This is a genomic window from Chitinophaga sp. (assembly GCF_035538455.1).
Lineage (GTDB): Bacteria > Bacteroidota > Bacteroidia > Chitinophagales > Chitinophagaceae > Chitinophaga.
The window spans coordinates 1-17,206 of the sequence record NZ_DATLKJ010000082.1 but is presented as its reverse complement, the minus strand read 5'-3'; the positions used below and the strand labels follow the sequence as shown (position 1 = coordinate 17,206).

Here is a 17,206-nt window from a genome sequence, read left to right as displayed (position 1 = left end):
ATGTCTACAGAAAATATCATCCCGAAACCGGAACCGGTAATTATTGAAGGCAGTTTTCTGAACAGGATACTGATTCCTTACCGCGATCATTGCCGTTATCTGAAGGAAGCATTCTTCCTTTATGAGCCGGAACGCGGCGCCGAAGGCCTTACCCTCACCGGCAACTGTGCCATTGATGAATCCTGTTACATTGATGATACAGGTCATTTCAACGCAGTTGAATTCAACATCTGTTATAACCAGATGGCCTATACGTTTCTTGGCCATACTATCAGGTATGGGCTTATTCCTGAGCTGGCAGCATACGACCTTCCGCTTTTCTTTGAGAAGCAGTTGTCGCATGTGCTGATCTCCAGGCTCTCATCCAGGTATGCCAGTCAGCTGAATCCCCGCTCATTCAAGGGTACATTCGGTATCAGTTCCGCTACCGTAAAATCTAAGTGCATCTTTATCAATACCTGGTGTTCTTTTAGTGATGAGCATAGCGGGAAGTCAGATGGCGAGATTACGCTCGCTGTCCTCCATCCGTAGCAGGCCAGGTTTTTATGCGTGCGTTGCATTGGAAAGTCCGGACCATTCTCAGATCTGTGGTTGAGTGGGCGGGGCTTTCCAAACAATGCACGGTTACTTGTTCAATATAAATCAACATGACAGAGACCAATATCTCCTTCATACTTCATCAAAGCGTTCCTGAAAAAAGGGAAGCGCTGTTAAGCGGCCATGTACGCCGGTTACTCGCCGGCTTTCTGGAGATAGACTCTCCCGAAGAGATCTCTGAAACGGAAGTATTCGCAGAACTAGGCACCGGATCATTACAGGCAATAGAGTTTAAATCCTTACTGGAATCGGACCTTGGATGTAAGCTGAGGACAAGTTTGTTGTTCGATTACCCGCGGCTTGACTTGCTGGTGCACTATCTGCTGCATGAAGTGTTGCTGCCTGGTGTTCAGACAACAGCAGCTGTAATGCCTTCATTGGAGGAGCAATCTGTACAGTCCGTCTCAGCGGGCATTGCTGTTATAGGTATGGAGGGGGTATTTCCCGGAGCTGCCAATGCCGACGCTCTATGGGATAAAGTAGTATCTGGCACTTTCAATTCATTTTCACTTCCGGAAGAACAGACAGGGTATCACTATGGCAGACTTGAACCGCCTTTTTACTCATCTCACCTGGATCTCATTGGAATAACTGCCGGGGCTTTTGCAGTGATGGATCTACATCAACAGCTGTTATACAAATTGCTCGCTGATGCTATGGTACGTTACGGGCTTACGCTTCAAGATCTTACTGCAAGAAAAACCGGCGTATTCATCGCCGCACAGCAGCTATACAATGATGAAGAGCAGGCGGCATGCGGGTTCCGTTTTGATCCGGATGCCGCATACCAGGTGCCGTTACCCAATAAAATATCTTTCCGGCTGAACCTGCAAGGTCCGAGCGAAGTGGTCAACACCTTTTGCACAAGCGTATATGTGGCACTTCACCGTGGTATACAAAGCATTCTTGCCGGAGAATGCGATCAGGCCGTCATTGGTGGCATTAACCTCATCTCCGCCAAAGAGTTCAATTATGCGGCGCAGGCAGGGCTATACGATGGTCTGCTAAGCGCCGATAATCATACCCGCAGTTTCAGCGGCGATGCAAACGGATTCGTACGGAGCGAAGGCGCTGGTGTTATTATTATTAAGTCCGCTGCACGGGCAGAAGAAGATAACAACCACATACTTGCGTTTATCAGGGGCAGCTTTGTGCATCATGGCGGTAAAGGCTATTCACTGGAAGCGCCCAATGTCAAAGGTATCCGTGATACTATCAGTGCCTGCTACAGTAAGGCGCAGGTGGATGCTGGCACCATCGATTATATTGAAGCACATGGTATTGCCAATCACCTCGCTGATGCACTTGAGCTGGAGGCCATCAGCGATTCATATCATCTGCTGAGTTCTGACGTTTCCAGGAAATGGCATATCAGCAGTGTCAAACCCACTGTAGGTCACCCGGAGATTGCAGCGGGTATGGCATCTGTTATCAAAGCGCTGCAAGCGATAGCGCACCGCATTATTCCTGGTATTGCAGGTCTTGACACGGTGAATACAGAAATAGGTGAGCGTCATTTTCTGATTTTACGAAAAGATCCGTCTCCCTGGCCCAACGGTATTCATCCAAGAAGGATGGCGCTGAACAGCTATGCTATTGGTGGCGTGAACGCGCATGTTATCCTGGAAGAATATAAAAGGGAATGGCAGGATGCGTTGCCATCCGTTACTGAAAAAAATACAGCGCAGACACCGGCGGCTCAACCGGTGGCTCTGACAGCACAACAGGAAGATCTGGTAAGTAACATTATGCAGGAGGTATTTCATATGGAGCTGTCGCAGGTAGACAGATCCCTGTCTCCTGTTCATTACGGTTTCGATTCCATAAAGATGGTGCAGCTGGTAAGACGGATCAATGAGGCAATGGGCATCCACGTCAGAATAGGACAGGTACTGGGCGTCGATAGCTTTAATGCCTTCCTGCAGCTGCTGGCCCGTGAAGAGGGAGAACAGCAGCCGGTTATAGTGTCTCCGGTAACAGCGTCATCAGGAAGCCCTGCCCGTTATCCCGCATCTGAAGTACAGAAAGGATTATGGTATATCAACCAGACATCTCCCGAATCCACCAGCTTCAATGTGCCCATGCTGTTCAGTATGAAAGTCCCACTGCAGGAGGCTTGTCTGTTACAGGCATTTGAGCGGGTCTTACTGCAATATCCTGCGCTCAGGGCGAACTTTATCCAGGAGGAAGAAACGGAAGAAATCGTACAGGAGACAATGCCGGTTGAGAATTATCTCAGGATACATCACCAGCGGGTCCTGAAAGAGCAGACAACAACGGATGTATGCTTCTCATTACTGCGGCAGCCATTTAACCTGGGAACAGACCCGCTGATACGGCTGTATGTTATCTCCACAGATGATACAGCGGATGTGCATGTGCTCTTCATTGTTCACCATATTGTGATTGACGGCATCTCAGCGATAACGTTCACCCGCTCCTTCTGGAATGCCTACAGGCAGGCAATTACGGGCCAGCCGGTCCATACAACAGCGCAGGATCTTGCTTTCAGGGACTTTATTGAATGGGAAAAGCATTATCTGAACGGACGACAGGCGGATGATGATTTTATCTGGTGGAAAGCATACCTGGCAGATATTTCTCCAACTATCAACCTCCCCTATGACCGACTGCCACTGCCGGGGCTCCCATCATCAGGGATGGGTTGCGAGCATCTTTCGTTGCAAGGGCACCGGTTACAGGCATTCAAAGGAATAGCAGCCACACTCAATGTAAACCTGTCTGTTCTGCTGCTGGCTATCTTCAAAGTATTTCTGTACAAAATTACACTGGACGAAGATATTGCCGTTACAACACCTGTGGAAGGCAGACCCAAGCCATCCCACGAGAACAGCGTAGGATGCTATATCAACCTGGTGGTTACCCGCAGCTATATAAATGCTGAGAAGCACTTTGATACATTAGTAAAGGAAATCCGGAAACAGTTCAACGATGGCATGGACCACGGCTTCTACCCTTTCTCCAAACTATTGCCGGTACTCGGACTAACAAGTCCGCGGGAGACACCACTGCCGGTTTCCTTTACTTACCAGAACATATTCGATGGGCTGATCGATCATGCTACCCTCCTGCAAGAGATTGAAATGGTGTATGACGTTTACCAGGAAACGGAGGACAACTATACCTTCGAGGTATACGACCTGAGAACGGAGCTGCAACTGAAACTGAAGTACAAGCGTACCCTCTTCGATGACACCACCATAAAACGGCATGCAGATTACTTTAACCGCCTCCTTGATGCGATTATGGCTAATCATGCCAGACAGATAAAGGAGTATCATATACTTCCTGATGATGAAAAGGAAATGCTGTTGAAGGCTTTCAATAATACCACAGCCATCTACCCGGAAGATAAATGTATACATGAACTGGTCGCTCATCAGGCTTCTGTTACTCCAGATAATGTTGCGCTTATTTTCGATGGCGTTGCACTTACTTACAGAGAGATGGACACCCAAAGCAGGCAATTGGCGCATTACCTGCAACAGCAGGGCGTAACGGCTGATACTTTGGTGGCAGTATGTATTGAGCGGTCGCCGCAAATGATTATTGCGCTTTTAGGGATACTGTATGCAGGAGGCGCCTACCTGCCTTTAGACGCGTCCAATACAACTGCGGATGGCAGGATCATGCATATACTGAAAGAAGGCGATGTACAGCTACTGCTTACTTCTCCGTCAATAGCAGGGAAGCTGGAAAGGATAGCCGATGAAACAGGTACCCGCCTGATCACAGTGAATGAAATACTACAGGAGGCGAAACCCGCCATGCCGCTCTTTCAAACGGCTGTGCGCCCTCATCACCTGGCCTATGTTATTTATACCTCCGGAAGTACCGGTAAGCCAAAGGGAGTAATGATTTCTCACGGGGCGCTTGTGAACCTCTCCCTACATATGATCAGGCAATATGAGATAACAGCGGGGGACCGTATACTTCAATTTGCTTCCTTGAGCTTTGACATGTCGGTGGAAGAGATCTTCCCCTATCTGATATGCGGAGCCGCTGTGGTAATCAGGCGCGACGAGGATCTACAGGCCGACTATTTCCATCGTACAGTAACAGAAAACAAAGTATCCATTGTCAATATACCCCCTCTGTATTTTAACGTCATTCGTGAACTGAGTGCCGATCAGCAGCAGACATTATTCACCTGTGTCAGACTCATTGCCTTCGGCGGGGAAGCTATACAGGAAGCTGTTCTGAAATCAGCGCAACTGACAGGTGTGCGGATATATAACGCCTACGGGCCTACGGAATACACTGTAAATGCCGCCATTGCGGAACTCACCGGAGCGCGGGAAATTACCATCGGGGTACCTGTCAGCAATACGCAGTTTTATGTGCTGGGAAAGGATATGAACCTGTTACCTGCCGGCCTACCCGGAGAGCTGTATATTGCCGGTTATGGCCTTGCTGATGGTTACCTTGGCCAACCGGAGCTGACGGCAGAGAAATTTATATCCAACCCATTCGGGAAAGGTAAACTGTACAGGACAGGCGATGTTGTACGCTGGCGGCCTGATGGTCAGGTAGCTTACATCGGGAGGTCCGACAACCAGATAAAGATGAGGGGGTTCCGGATAGAACCGGGGGAAATAGAGAATCTGCTGACCTCGCACGAGCATGTTGCGCAGGCTGCCGTTATTGTAAGATCGTATCCGCAAGGGAATAAGCTGATTGCCTATTACGTATCGGCAGCGGCGGTGAAAGAAAATCTGCTGCGTGCGTTTCTGCAGCAACAATTACCCGACTACATGATTCCTGCCGCCTTTATTCCGGTAGACGAATTGCCGCTGACTGCCAACGGTAAGGTGAACAGGAAGCTATTGCAATCCTGGAAGGCTGATATTATCAGGCAGGCTGATTATATGGCTCCGCGTACCGAACTCGAAGCTGCGCTGGTCAGAATCTGGGAAGAGATATTGAACATCAGGCCCATCGGGATATACGATAATTTCTTTGAACTGGGGGGGCATTCACTCTCTTCCATACAGATGATAGGAAAAACGATGGCCCGGTTCAGGCATATCGAGATCCAGGTGAATGATATTATCCGGTACCCCAGTATTGAAGCATTGTGCAGGTATATTCTCAGTCGCCCTAAAGATGAAAATGACCTGGAGCCTAATCCGTACATTGTAAAACTTCGTCCGGGTGGTAATGACGGCGAGCTCTCCTTTATTATACCGGGTATGCCGGGACTCGCAGATGGCTACTATGATCTGGCCACTCACCTGCCTGGTGAAGAGCCTGTCTACGGGTTACAGATGAAAGGATTCATGGGAGAAGAGCCGCTTGACTCCGTGGAAGAGATGGCCATTCATAACATCGCACTGATCAACAGCACAGCACCTGGTAACAAAGCCATCAATATATACACGCATAGCTACGGCGGAGCGGTGGTATATGAAATGTTGCGCCAGATCAGGGGATCAATGATAAAGATTAACCGGGTTGTATTGATCGATTGTTCTACCACCATTGCATTGAACAGTATCACCAAAGACAGTGTACATCTTTTCTGTGATGCGATAGTAGCCTATTTCGGTATCAAGCCACAGCCTTTCTATAAGCAGCTCAACGACGTATTTTTTAAACCGAAACGCCAATGGAAAGAGCTGATCGTGAAGTTGATTTATGAGAGTGAGATGCGCGCCAATAAAAACATCTTTATGAATCTGATGAAATTCATGGACCGGTCCATCTCTGTTGATTATGCGATGAGCGAGAAATTGCCCTACGCTGTTACTATTATCGAAGCCAATAAGAAATCTTATTTAATGCCTAATGCAAGACCTTGGGATGACTATTTTGAGCATACACGTATCATTCATTCTGACGGGGATCATCTGACAATCATCCATGCACCCTATTCCTTTGATTGGATCAGGCAGTTGTAAACTCTATAAAGCCGCATAAATCCTGTGATTTATGCGGCTTCACCTATAGTGCTTGCACATGGTGTGCCTGTAGTCCTTTAGGGCCCATTGTGATCTCAAATGATACCCGCTGCCCTTCATAGAGGATGCGGTAGCCATGCCCCACTATCTGACTGTGGTGCACAAAAACATCCGGTCCGCCATCATCACGTGAAATGAAGCCGTAGCCCTTATCTGCGTTATACCATTTAACCGTGCCTGTATATACAGCATGCTTACCCTGTGGATCTTGCACGGCTTTGCCAAGCGGAGTTTTTATACTCAGCGCATTTGAAGGATGAGCCATTAACATCGCTGCAGCCATAATACTCAGCATGAAAATATACTTTTTCATATATCGAATTTTCGAGGGTGAGTAAAACGTATACCAGGATTTACGAGTATTACAGCACTTTAGTTTTGGCGGGCTCCACCCGCAGGGGCTTCATAGTTTATCAGGCTGGCTAACGACTCTTCAACCAACGATTGATCTTTGTCTGTAATTCTATTGAAGATTCTGGCAGCATAATGGCTTTATAAAAAACGGGGCTGATGCTATCATTCAGCCGTTTTACAAACAGCCCCGGCATTAGTTGCTGCCGGTATACCGCCTCTGTTTCATCGGTGAACATGACATCGGCTATGCTGTCTTTCAGCAGACCAAATACCTGTTGATTATCTTCATTAATGATGATAGTTGCCTGCCGGATATGTTCCCTTGCAAATTTCTCGTTTGTTCCACCCCTGTTCTCAATAATTCTGACGCCCTTTACATCTATGTGTTGCAGATCAGTAAATTTTGCGCTATCGCCTGTTCTCATAAGGGCTACCTTTCGATCTTCAATGATATGATCTGAAAACAGGAAATGTTTTTGTCTTTCGGTGTTGACAGAGATACCGCCTATAGCTATATCAAATTTACCAGCAGACAGATCTGCCTGGAGTGTTGGCCAGCTTGTTTTTATGAACACAACATTCCGGTGAAGATACTTTCCTAATACAATGGCCAGGTCAATGTCCCGTCCGCTGAATTTTTTTGTGGCCGTATCGTAAGAAGTTAAGGGGGGATAATCACCGGGAGTACCTACATACAATACGTTTCCCTGCGCCACCTGATTTGGCCCTTTACAGCTTAATAACATGCCTGTCTGCAAGAAGAGAAGATGAATAACTATCAGCCACTGCTTTCTCATATTAAATTTCTTTGCAGAAAAATAACCAATCAGCAGGAAGAAAAAAAAGTTATTTGCCAATGAAAAGAGGTCCTCAACATGAGGGATGCACTTTTCATTGGCTTGTTGTACGGTCAGTCTAAGTCTTACGGACATTGGTACTGCTGGCAGGGAGCTGTGGGTCCGGGGCTGGTGATATCTATACAAACAGTGATCTGTACCGTGGCTGGTTCACAGGATCTGGTTACAACACCGGCGCCGCCATTGAGCAGCTGCAGATTGCGGATAGTAAGGTCTGCGATGGTTGTTTTACCGAGCAGTAGTTTTTGGTGCAATTGGATGTTTTTCTTTTTCATAAGTGAGGCTTATTTAGATTAACAAAAGACGTACAGGTAACTGAATTTAAACAAAACCAGTTAGCCAGCCCAATGGATTAGCGGCAACCCGCTACTATGCCGGGGGTTGCCGGACCGCCAAGTTTTCCAGTCCGGGAAAATAAAAATCCGCTCCGGCGGGCCGGAGCGGATACCTGTTATATTCAGATCATCTCAGAATGCGGATGTAATACTATGGTTGTTTGTCAATTGCCGACAAGTTACCGGGCTGGTCTTAATATAACCATTGTGCGGCAATCTTGTCAAAGTTTGATAATACAGTTGCACCGCTATTGCACTGACCTGCATTCATCAGAGAATTTGCGTCAGTAATAGGTGTGCCGGGGATCTGCATACCACCGGTTTGGTTTGTATGCATGATGGAAATGTTATGCCCAATTTCATGCGTAATAGTACGCTGACGTTGTGCAAAGCTGTTAGGAGTAATATATGATTTGTTGATCTGGATCAGGTTACCAGCTTTACCACCGGAAGGGAAAGTACCCTGGCCGCAGATACCTGCGCCAAGATTGGTATCCTTGATTAATATGTCATAGGATGAACCGGTAACTATGGTGATGTGTAAAGCAATGGCGCCCCCGATGGTATTCCACTGGTTAATGGCGGAATTGATTTCAGGCATCATTGAGGTCATGCTGGGATCTACTTTAATACGAATATTCAGAGCATTGGCAGCGGTCAGTTTGCTACCTGTCCATTGCTGCTCTACAGTAGCTTTACCACCAGGAACTTCCATATCTTTAGGGAAGCGGATATCCTCGTCAACGATATATGCATCGCCGTTATCAACGATGTTGTTCTGAGAAAATCCCAGACTCTGAATGTAAGTGAGCACTTTGTCTGCATTATCCTTTTTTTCAGGAGCTACAGGTGCATCAGCGCTTTTGCTACATGAAGCCAAAAGTAGTGCTGACAGTACAATGGAAGCGAGTGATTTAAGGTTCTTCTTCATTGGTAATTTGATTTTGGGTGATTGTGGATAACGATCAGAATATACAGGATAACATGTACAGTAGCGGAGATATTGCTATTTCGCTTCACTACTGATATATTTTTAAGTTTAAAACCAGTTGCTCTCACATATATATCTTATATGCTCCGGTGGGTTTGATTCATATAGAATCCAATAGCAGCACAGCTCTCCGTGGAGAAAGAGCATGCGTGATATTTCCATTAGCTGATAAGATCAAGTGCTACAAGTATTGTTAACATTAATATGGACTTATAAATTTATTTTGTCGTATGCGCTCAATCGGATTTTCAGTATTCTTAATGTTCTTATGGAGTGAACTTTTCTTTTGTGTACAGATTTTGGTCTACTGTTGCAATAATACAATAAGCTATTCAAAAATAAATTTTTTTGAATGAAAAAGTATAGATATTATCTGGTAACCTAACCAATACGGATATACTGCGCATGAATAGCACCACCAGGCGACGTGAAAATAAAAATCCGCTCCTGCTTACCGGAGCGGATACCTGTTATATTCCGATCATTTCATAATGTGGATATTAATACTATGGTCGCTAGTCTTTTGCAACCAAGTTACCGGATAATGGCCATAAGATTTCTTAATATAACCACTGTGCGGCTACTTTGTCAAAGTTTGATAATACGGTAGCGCCACTACCGCACTGACCTGCATTCATAATAGAAAGAGGATCACTAGGAGGTGTGCCCATGATCAGCAGACCACCGGTTTGATTTGTGTGCATAATGGAAATGTTATGCCCAATTTCATGCGTAATAGTACGCTGACGCTGTGCAAAACTGTTACCAGCAATGTATGATTTGTTGATCTGGATAAGATTACCAGCTTTACCACCGGAGGGGAAAGTGCCCTGACCACAGATACCTGCACCAAGATTGGTATCCTTGATTAATATGTCATAGGATGTACCGGTAACTATAGTGATATGTAAAGCTATTGCCCCCCCGATAGTGTTCCATTGGTTAATGGCAGAATTTATTTCTGGCATCATGGAAGTCATGCTGGGGTCTACCTTAATGCGAATATTCAGCGCGTTGGCAGCAGTCAGTTTGCTACCTGTCCACCGCTGTTCTGCAGTAGGTTTACCAACAGGAACCTCCATGTCTTTAGGGAAGCGGATGTCCTCATCAACGATATATGCATCGCCGTTATCAACGATGTTGTTCTGAGAAAATCCCAGACTCTGAATGTAAGTGAGCACTTTGTCTGCATTATCCTTTTTTTCAGGAGCTACAGGTGCATCAGCGCTTTTGCTGCATGAAGCCAAAAGTAATGCTGACAGTACAATAGAAGTGAGTGTTTTAAGGTTCTTTTTCATTGGTAATTTGATTTTGGTAATTATAGACAACGATCAGAATATACAGGATAACATGCGTGATATTCCCATCAATTGACAGGATCAGGTGCTATAAGTTGTTGGCATTCAGTGGACTTATAAATTATTTTGTCGTACGCGTTCGATCGGATTTTCGCTATTATTAAGGCTCTTAGGCAGTGTACTTTTCTTTCGTGTACAGAATTGGGTCTATTGATGCAATAATACAATAAGCTATTCAAAGAAAAATTTTTTGAATGAAAAAGTATAAATATTATTTGGCGTCACTGCGCATGAATAGCACTGATAGCTGTTAGTTATTATTAGCAAGCTGCTTATGCGCAGGGAAAATAAAAATCCGCTCCGGCAAGCCGGAGCGGATACCTGTTATATTCCGATCATTTCATAGTGGATATAATACTGTGGTTGCTTGTCTTTTGCAGACAAGTTACCGGATGGTGGTCATGACAGTTCTTAATATAACCACCGTGCGGCTATCTTGTCATAGTTTGATAATACAGTTGCACCGCTATTGCACTGCCCTCCATTCATCAAAGAATTTGCGTCAGTAGCAGGTGTGCCGGGGATCAGCGAACCACCGGCCTGGTTTGTGTGCGTGAATGAAATGTTATGCCCCATTTCATGCGTAATAGTGCGCTGACGTTGTGCAAAACTGTTACCAGCAATATGTGCTTTGTGGATTTGGATGAGATTACCAGCCTTACCACCAGAAGGGTAAGTACCCCGTCCGCAGGTAGTTGCACCAAGATCGGCATCCTTGATTAATATGTCATAGGATGAACCGGTAACTACACTGAAGTGTAAAGCTATATCACCGCCAATGTTGTTCCACTGGTTAACAGCAGAATTGATTTCAGGCATCATTGAAGTCATGCTGGGATCTACCTTGATACGAATATTCAAAGCGTTGGCAGCAGACACTTTGTTTCCTGTCCATTTTTGCTCTGTAGAAGGTTTACCCTCAGGAACTTCCATATCTTTAGGAAAGCGGATATCGTTGTCAACGATATATGCGTCACCGTTATCAACGATGCTGCTCTGGGAAAAGCCCAGGTTCTGAATGAAAGTGAGCACTTTCTCTGCATTATCCTTTTTTTCAGGAGCAGCAGGTGCATCCGCACTTTTGCCGCATGAAGCCAAAAGTAGTGCAGACAATACAATAGAGGCGAATGTTTGAAGATACTTCTTCATAGATAATTTGATTTTGGTAATTGTAAATGACAATCGGAATATACAGGATGACATGTCCAATAGTGGAAATATGGCTATTTCGCTTCACTACTGAGATACTTTAAAGTCTAAAGCTGGTTGCTATCGCATGTACATCTTATGTGCTCCGGTGGATTTTACGTATGTGGAATCCAATAACAGTGCAACTTTCCATTCACGAAGCAAGTGCGTTATGACGGTTCTTAATATAACCACCGTGCGGCTATCTTATCATAGTCTGATAATACAGTAACACCAACACCGCACTCATGTCCATTCATAAGTGAACTTGCCTCAGTAACGGGTGTGCCGGGAATCAGCTGGCCGCCGGCCTCATTTGTATGTGTGAAGGAAATGGTATGCCCCATTTCATGCGTGATAGTACGCTGACGATGTGCAAAATCGTAACCAGCAATATGTGCTTTGTGGATCTGGATGAGATTACCAGCTTTACCACCGGAAGGGTAAGCACCCAAGCCGCAGGTTGTACCCAGATCACTATCCTTGATTAATATGTCATAGGGTGAACCTGTCACTATGCTGAAGTGTAAAGCTATGTCCCCCCCGATGTTGTTCCACTGGTTGATGGCTGAATTGATTTCAGGCATCATAGAAGCCATACTGGGATCTACTTTGATGCGTATATTCATAGCATTAGCAGCAGTCAGTTTGTTACCTATCCATTTTTGCTCAGTGGAAGGTTTGCCCTCAGGGACTTCCATATCTTTAGGAAAGCAGATATCTTCGTCAACGATATATGCGTTACCGTTATCAACGATGCTGTTCTGGGAAAATCCTAGACTATGAATGAAAGTGAGCACCTTGTCTGCATTATCCTTTTTTTCAGGAGTTGCAGGTGCATCCATACTTTTGCCGCATGAAGCCAAAAGTAGTGCTGACAGTACAATAGAAGCGAGTGTTTGAAGATTCTTCTTCATTGATAGTTTGATTTTGGTAATTGTAAATAACAATCGGAATATACAGGATGACATGTACAGTAGCGGAAATATCGCTATTTCGCTTCACTACTGAGATATTTTAAAGTTTAAAGCTGATTGCTATCCCATGTGCTGCGGTGGATTTTATTGGTTTGGAATCCAATAACGGCGCAACTCTCCATTCACAAGGAATGCGTGTGACATACTTATCAGCCGATAAGACTAAATGCCATAGGCATTGTTCACATTAACATAGATTTACAAGATTAATTTGCTACACGTGCTCGATCAGATTTTCATTGTTATTTAGGCTCTCAGTGCGTGGACACTTCGTTTATGTTTAGATTTCAGTCTGCTGTTACAATATTACAATAAGCTATTCAAAAAAAAGAATTTTTTAGAATAAAAAAGTACAAATATTATTTGAAGTACTAACGAATGCACGTATTGCTGCGTATGAATACCACTATGCGTTATGGATCAGGAGTCAGTAAAAAAACAGGCTTATATGCGGGGGGCCGGAAAACTAAAAATCCGCTCCGGAAAGCCGGAGCGGATACCTGTTATTCCGATCAATTCATAATGTGGATATAATACTATGGTTGCTTGTCATTTGCCGACAAGTTACCCGACGACAGTTTTTAATACAACCACCGTGCAGCTATCTTATCATAGTTTGATAATACAGTAGCACCAACACCGCATTCACCTCCATTCATAAGAGAATTTGCATCCGTACCAGGTGTGCCAGGGATCAGCGAACCGCCGGGTTGATTTGTGTGCGTGAAGGAAATGTTATGCCCCATTTCATGTGTAATCGTACGTTGACGTTCTGCAAAGCTGTTACCAGCAATTCGTGCTTTGTTGATCTGGATGAGATTACCAGCGTTGCCACCGGAAGGGTAAGTACCCAGGCCACACGTTGTACCCAGATCACTATCCTTGATTAATATGTCATATGAATCATCGTCAACTATGCTAAAATATAGATCTATATCGCCCCCGATGTTGTTCCACTGATTAACAGCAGAATTGATTTCAGACATCATCGAAGTCATGCTGGGATCTACTTTGATACGAATATTCGAAGCGTTGGCAGCAGACACTTTGTTCCCTGTCCATTTTTGCTCTGTGGTAGGTTTGCCTGCAGGAACTTCCATATTTTTAGGAAAGCGAATATCCTCATCGACGATATATGCATCACCGTTATCAACGATGCTGCTCCGGGAAAAGCCCAGATGCTGAATGAAAGTGAGCACTTTCTCTGCATTATCCTTTTTTTCAGGAGCTACAGGTGCATCCGTACTTTTGCCGCATGAAGCCAAAAGTACTACAGACAGTACAATAGAAGCGAGTGTTTGGAGGTTCTTCTTCATTGATAATTTGATTTTGGTAATTGTAAATAACAATCGGAATATACAGGATGACATGCACAGTAGCGGAAATATTGCTATTTCGCTTCACTACTGATATATTTTAAAGTTTAAGGCTGATTACTATCGCTGTACATCTTATGTGCGCTGGTGGATTTTATTGGTTTGGAATCCAATAACGGTGCAACTCTTTATTCACAAGGAACGGGTGCGACATGCTTATCAGCCGATAAGACTAAATACTATAGGGAATGTTCACATTAACATAGATTTACAAGATTGTTTTGCTGTACGTGCTCGATCAGATTTTCATTATTCTTAAGGGCTCTCAGTGCGTGGACACTTTGTTTATGTTTAGATCTCAGTCTGCTGCTACAATATTACAATAAGCTATTCAAAAAAAGAATTTTTTTGAATTAAAAAGTAAAAGTATTATCTGATATGTACTACTGTACGTGATAGCATTGCTCAGGCGTTCCTAGCTAATCTTCCTCTGATTAAGCATTGCCAGGAAAGCAGCTCGATAAGTTTCCCCGATAGGGAGATCCACTCCGTTAATCCGGAGCATGTTCTTCATCACGGTATCAATCTGCGTGATGGCTACGAGATACGATTTATGGATACGAATGAACCTGTCTTTGGGTAGTATTTCTTCCATACGTTTCATGCTTTGTAATGTCAGGGTTTTGCTGTTGCGCGTGTGTATGGCGATGTACTCCCGCAGGCTTTCTATATAGGTGATGTCCGGTATGTTTATCTTTACTGTTTTGTAATCTGCCTTTACAAAAATTACGTTGTCAGATGGATTGGGTTCTTCTTTAGCTGTTGGTTTCTCCACCGTTTCTTGCGTATGGAATTTATTTACTGCTTTCAGAAATCGTTCGAAGCGCACGGGTTTCAGCAGGTAGTCGGTAACATCCAGGTCAAACCCTTCTACGGCGTATTCAGCATATGCCGTGATGATGATGGTTTTTATGTCCAGCTGCAGGCTTTTCAACAGTTGTAACCCATTGATGTCGGGCATCTGAATATCCAGGAACAGCAGGTGGACGGGATGCTGCTTCATAAACAGCAACGCATCCATGGCGCCGGCGAATGAGCCCTTTAATTCGAGGAAAGGTACTTTTCCGATATAGGCTTCTACCAGCTGTCTTGCCAGTGGTTCATCATCGACTATTATGCAGGAGAATCTATTCATTCTTTTTTTTTAATTGTACGTAGAGGTTCACTTCGAAATGATCCTGCTGCCTGTTGATATATAGCGATTGCCTCTTCCCGTAAAGGAGTTCCAGCCGGCGCGTCACGTTCTTAATTCCGATGCCTCCCGGCCGTGTATCATGTCCGTTTCCTTTATCGGTTCTGTTGCGCAGATAAAAATGTATACCATTTTTCTCCATGTGCAGCCATATCTTCACCGGATCTTCCCGATCATTCACTACACCGTGTTTGAAAACATTCTCTACGAAGGGTACCAGTATCAGGGGGGCGATCATCATCTCTGTCACCTCTCCTGTTACTTCGAAAGTTACGGCAAATTTACCGGTTACCCTCAGCGCATGCAGGCTGATCATCTCCCTGATATGCGCCACTTCCTTCTCCAGCGGTACTTCCGTGCTGCTGCTGTCGTATAGCATATAGCGCATGATCTCTGACAACAGCATTACCGCTTCCGGGGCCTGCGGCGACTGTGTATAGGTAAGGGAATAAATGTTATTGAGTGTATTGAATAAAAAATGAGGATTGATTTGTGATTTAAGAAAATCGAGTTCTGCTTTCAGTTTTTCGTTCTCCCAGGATTTTCTTTCTGCTTCGCTCCTTAACCATCTTTTCAAAATATAGTAGCATCCGCTGAACACCAGGAAGAACCCGGTCACAAATAGCGACGTAAAAAAGGCCGACAGCAGGCGTATTTGTGCGCGGGTACCGAGCAAATAGCTGATACCATTACTGAGAAGCGCATCCAGTGCAAAGACGAGTATGTAGGATAACAACAGCAGCCAGATCTTCTTTCGTTTCATGAGCCGCGGCAGTAAGACCAGGAGATTAACATAAAACCAGCCGATCTGCATAATAAAATAGATCACTGCATAAATGTTGGTTTTCCTGCTAAAGTCAGAAAAGTAGATCATCATGCCTACTGGCATCATCCAGAATAAAAAATGCAGGACAAACGGCAGGTACTTCTTCATATTATAAAAATAGGGATAAAAACATCAGGCGTACCATTGCTAATCAACAACCGCCGGCATTTCTCTACAAACAGGCATTTTTTCTCAACGAACCGGCTAGCAGCGTCTGACACAGTGTTGATCAGGACATTATTCCTGTTGATTGAATTGATTTGAAGAACCAACCGGGCAAGAACACCTTGCACTAAAATTGTTTAAAATGGTGATACATACAGACCGGTTGTCTTTCAGTTATCAGCGCCATTCCGTACTGCAGAATGTTTCCCTGCAGGTACCCAAAGGCAGTATCTATGGCTTCCTGGGAGCCAATGGCGCAGGCAAGACCACTATGATAAGGTTGCTGCTTGGCCTGCTCCCACATGAGAAAAGCAGCATCCACCTTTTTGGTCACACACTGCACACCAACAGGCTGGGGATACTTTCCCGCATCGGGGCGTTGATAGAGACGCCTTCCTTGTACCTGCACCTGAGCGGGATGGATAACGTTTACAATGTTGCTATGCTGCGTAATCTGCCCCGGAAAGAGGCCAGACGTACCCTATTGCTGTCGGGTCTTTCAGAGAAAGACGCCGCCAAAAGAGCAGGCGAATACTCCCTGGGTATGAAACAAAGACTGGGGCTGGCCATCGCATTGCTTGGCAACCCGGAGTTACTGATACTCGATGAACCGGTTAACGGGCTTGATCCCAACGGGATCACCACCAAGAGTAAAAATAGAAACTCTTAAGTAATTAAAGCCTTGTAGAATCAATATCTACAAGGCTTTTCTGTTTTTATCGGTAAAGTTTTGTACATAGAAGTAAAGATAGGAAAGTGAGCATCACGGTTAGCATTTAAATCACTATATTGTGCTAACCACTACTGGCCTGAAGTGCTTATCTGTATTGTGTTTGACTAATGTTAAGTGATGTCAGGATAAGTGAAGTTGAAACAAAATTAGTTAACTTAAAACAGGTGTTTTATGAGGAAAGGTCATTTAAGTTTTTCTATTTTACTCTGGCTGAACCGAAGCCGCCGCAAAAACAACAAACCCGCCATCTATCTCCGCCTGACTGTAGGCAACAAA

General features: G+C 44.7%; 13 protein-coding genes. 3 read left to right on the top strand and 10 right to left on the bottom strand.

The window, feature by feature from the left end; genetic code table 11:
* Both VM802_RS09240 and VM802_RS09235 read left to right on the top strand, forming a co-directional pair.
* On the top strand, positions 1–531 hold the full coding sequence (locus VM802_RS09240; protein WP_325529570.1) for an FcoT family thioesterase: 531 nt from the start codon (positions 1–3) through the stop codon (positions 529–531).
* A 116-nt stretch (positions 532–647) separates the two neighbouring features.
* A complete protein-coding gene (locus VM802_RS09235) occupies positions 648–6,518 on the top strand; it encodes a non-ribosomal peptide synthetase (RefSeq protein ID WP_325529569.1) in 5,871 nt (1,956 codons plus the stop codon).
* A gap of 43 nt (positions 6,519–6,561) precedes the next feature.
* Here VM802_RS09235 and VM802_RS09230 read toward each other — a convergent pair whose 3' ends face one another.
* From VM802_RS09230 to VM802_RS09185, 10 genes are all read right to left on the bottom strand, one after another.
* Positions 6,562–6,891, bottom strand: coding sequence for a cold-shock protein (locus VM802_RS09230; protein WP_524537093.1), 330 nt, complete (start codon positions 6,889–6,891; stop codon positions 6,562–6,564).
* 109 nt (positions 6,892–7,000) lie between these two features.
* Positions 7,001–7,729: a transporter substrate-binding domain-containing protein gene (locus VM802_RS09225; protein WP_325529567.1), complete on the bottom strand. Its 729-nt coding sequence runs from the start codon at positions 7,727–7,729 to the stop codon at positions 7,001–7,003.
* A 125-nt stretch (positions 7,730–7,854) separates the two neighbouring features.
* Positions 7,855–8,064: a class I lanthipeptide gene (locus tag VM802_RS09220; RefSeq protein WP_325529565.1), complete on the bottom strand. Its 210-nt coding sequence runs from the start codon at positions 8,062–8,064 to the stop codon at positions 7,855–7,857.
* A gap of 253 nt (positions 8,065–8,317) precedes the next feature.
* Entirely contained in the window at positions 8,318–9,055 is a 738-nt protein-coding gene (locus VM802_RS09215; RefSeq protein WP_325529563.1) for a M57 family metalloprotease, read from the bottom strand.
* Between the two features lie 620 nt (positions 9,056–9,675).
* Positions 9,676–10,413, bottom strand: a complete 738-nt coding sequence (locus VM802_RS09210) for a M57 family metalloprotease (RefSeq protein WP_325529561.1) — start codon at positions 10,411–10,413, stop codon at positions 9,676–9,678.
* Positions 10,414–10,884: 471 nt separating this feature from the next.
* The gene (locus VM802_RS09205; RefSeq protein WP_325529559.1) at positions 10,885–11,622 is read right to left on the bottom strand and encodes a M57 family metalloprotease; all 738 of its coding nucleotides are present in this window, start codon (positions 11,620–11,622) and stop codon (positions 10,885–10,887) included.
* Between the two features lie 221 nt (positions 11,623–11,843).
* The gene (locus tag VM802_RS09200; protein ID WP_325529557.1) at positions 11,844–12,578 is read right to left on the bottom strand and encodes a M57 family metalloprotease; all 735 of its coding nucleotides are present in this window, start codon (positions 12,576–12,578) and stop codon (positions 11,844–11,846) included.
* Between the two features lie 641 nt (positions 12,579–13,219).
* The gene (locus VM802_RS09195; protein ID WP_325529555.1) at positions 13,220–13,954 is read right to left on the bottom strand and encodes a M57 family metalloprotease; all 735 of its coding nucleotides are present in this window, start codon (positions 13,952–13,954) and stop codon (positions 13,220–13,222) included.
* 475 nt (positions 13,955–14,429) lie between these two features.
* A complete protein-coding gene (locus tag VM802_RS09190) occupies positions 14,430–15,149 on the bottom strand; it encodes a LytR/AlgR family response regulator transcription factor (RefSeq protein WP_325529553.1) in 720 nt (239 codons plus the stop codon).
* A complete protein-coding gene (locus VM802_RS09185; RefSeq protein ID WP_325529551.1) occupies positions 15,142–16,140 on the bottom strand; it encodes a sensor histidine kinase in 999 nt (332 codons plus the stop codon). The genes VM802_RS09190 and VM802_RS09185 overlap by 8 nt, the downstream gene beginning before the upstream one ends.
* Positions 16,141–16,339: 199 nt before the next feature.
* On the opposite strand from VM802_RS09185, the gene VM802_RS09180 reads away from it, so the two are divergent.
* On the top strand, positions 16,340–16,867 hold the full coding sequence (locus VM802_RS09180) for an ABC transporter ATP-binding protein (protein ID WP_325529549.1): 528 nt from the start codon (positions 16,340–16,342) through the stop codon (positions 16,865–16,867).
* Positions 16,868–17,206: the final 339 nt, after the last annotated feature.

What these genes read in the sequence shown, in the direction of transcription:
- VM802_RS09240 (WP_325529570.1), top strand. Translation starts at nt 1, where the DNA reads ATGTCTACAGAAAATATCATCCCGAAACCGGAACCGGTAATTATTGAA.
- VM802_RS09235 (WP_325529569.1), top strand. Translation starts at nt 648, where the DNA reads ATGACAGAGACCAATATCTCCTTCATACTTCATCAAAGCGTTCCTGAA.
- VM802_RS09230 (WP_524537093.1), bottom strand. Translation starts at nt 6,891, where the DNA reads ATGAAAAAGTATATTTTCATGCTGAGTATTATGGCTGCAGCGATGTTA.
- VM802_RS09225 (WP_325529567.1), bottom strand. Translation starts at nt 7,729, where the DNA reads ATGAGAAAGCAGTGGCTGATAGTTATTCATCTTCTCTTCTTGCAGACA.
- VM802_RS09220 (WP_325529565.1), bottom strand. Translation starts at nt 8,064, where the DNA reads ATGAAAAAGAAAAACATCCAATTGCACCAAAAACTACTGCTCGGTAAA.
- VM802_RS09215 (WP_325529563.1), bottom strand. Translation starts at nt 9,055, where the DNA reads ATGAAGAAGAACCTTAAATCACTCGCTTCCATTGTACTGTCAGCACTA.
- VM802_RS09210 (WP_325529561.1), bottom strand. Translation starts at nt 10,413, where the DNA reads ATGAAAAAGAACCTTAAAACACTCACTTCTATTGTACTGTCAGCATTA.
- VM802_RS09205 (WP_325529559.1), bottom strand. Translation starts at nt 11,622, where the DNA reads ATGAAGAAGTATCTTCAAACATTCGCCTCTATTGTATTGTCTGCACTA.
- VM802_RS09200 (WP_325529557.1), bottom strand. Translation starts at nt 12,578, where the DNA reads ATGAAGAAGAATCTTCAAACACTCGCTTCTATTGTACTGTCAGCACTA.
- VM802_RS09195 (WP_325529555.1), bottom strand. Translation starts at nt 13,954, where the DNA reads ATGAAGAAGAACCTCCAAACACTCGCTTCTATTGTACTGTCTGTAGTA.
- VM802_RS09190 (WP_325529553.1), bottom strand. Translation starts at nt 15,149, where the DNA reads ATGAATAGATTCTCCTGCATAATAGTCGATGATGAACCACTGGCAAGA.
- VM802_RS09185 (WP_325529551.1), bottom strand. Translation starts at nt 16,140, where the DNA reads ATGAAGAAGTACCTGCCGTTTGTCCTGCATTTTTTATTCTGGATGATG.
- VM802_RS09180 (WP_325529549.1), top strand. Translation starts at nt 16,340, where the DNA reads ATGGTGATACATACAGACCGGTTGTCTTTCAGTTATCAGCGCCATTCC.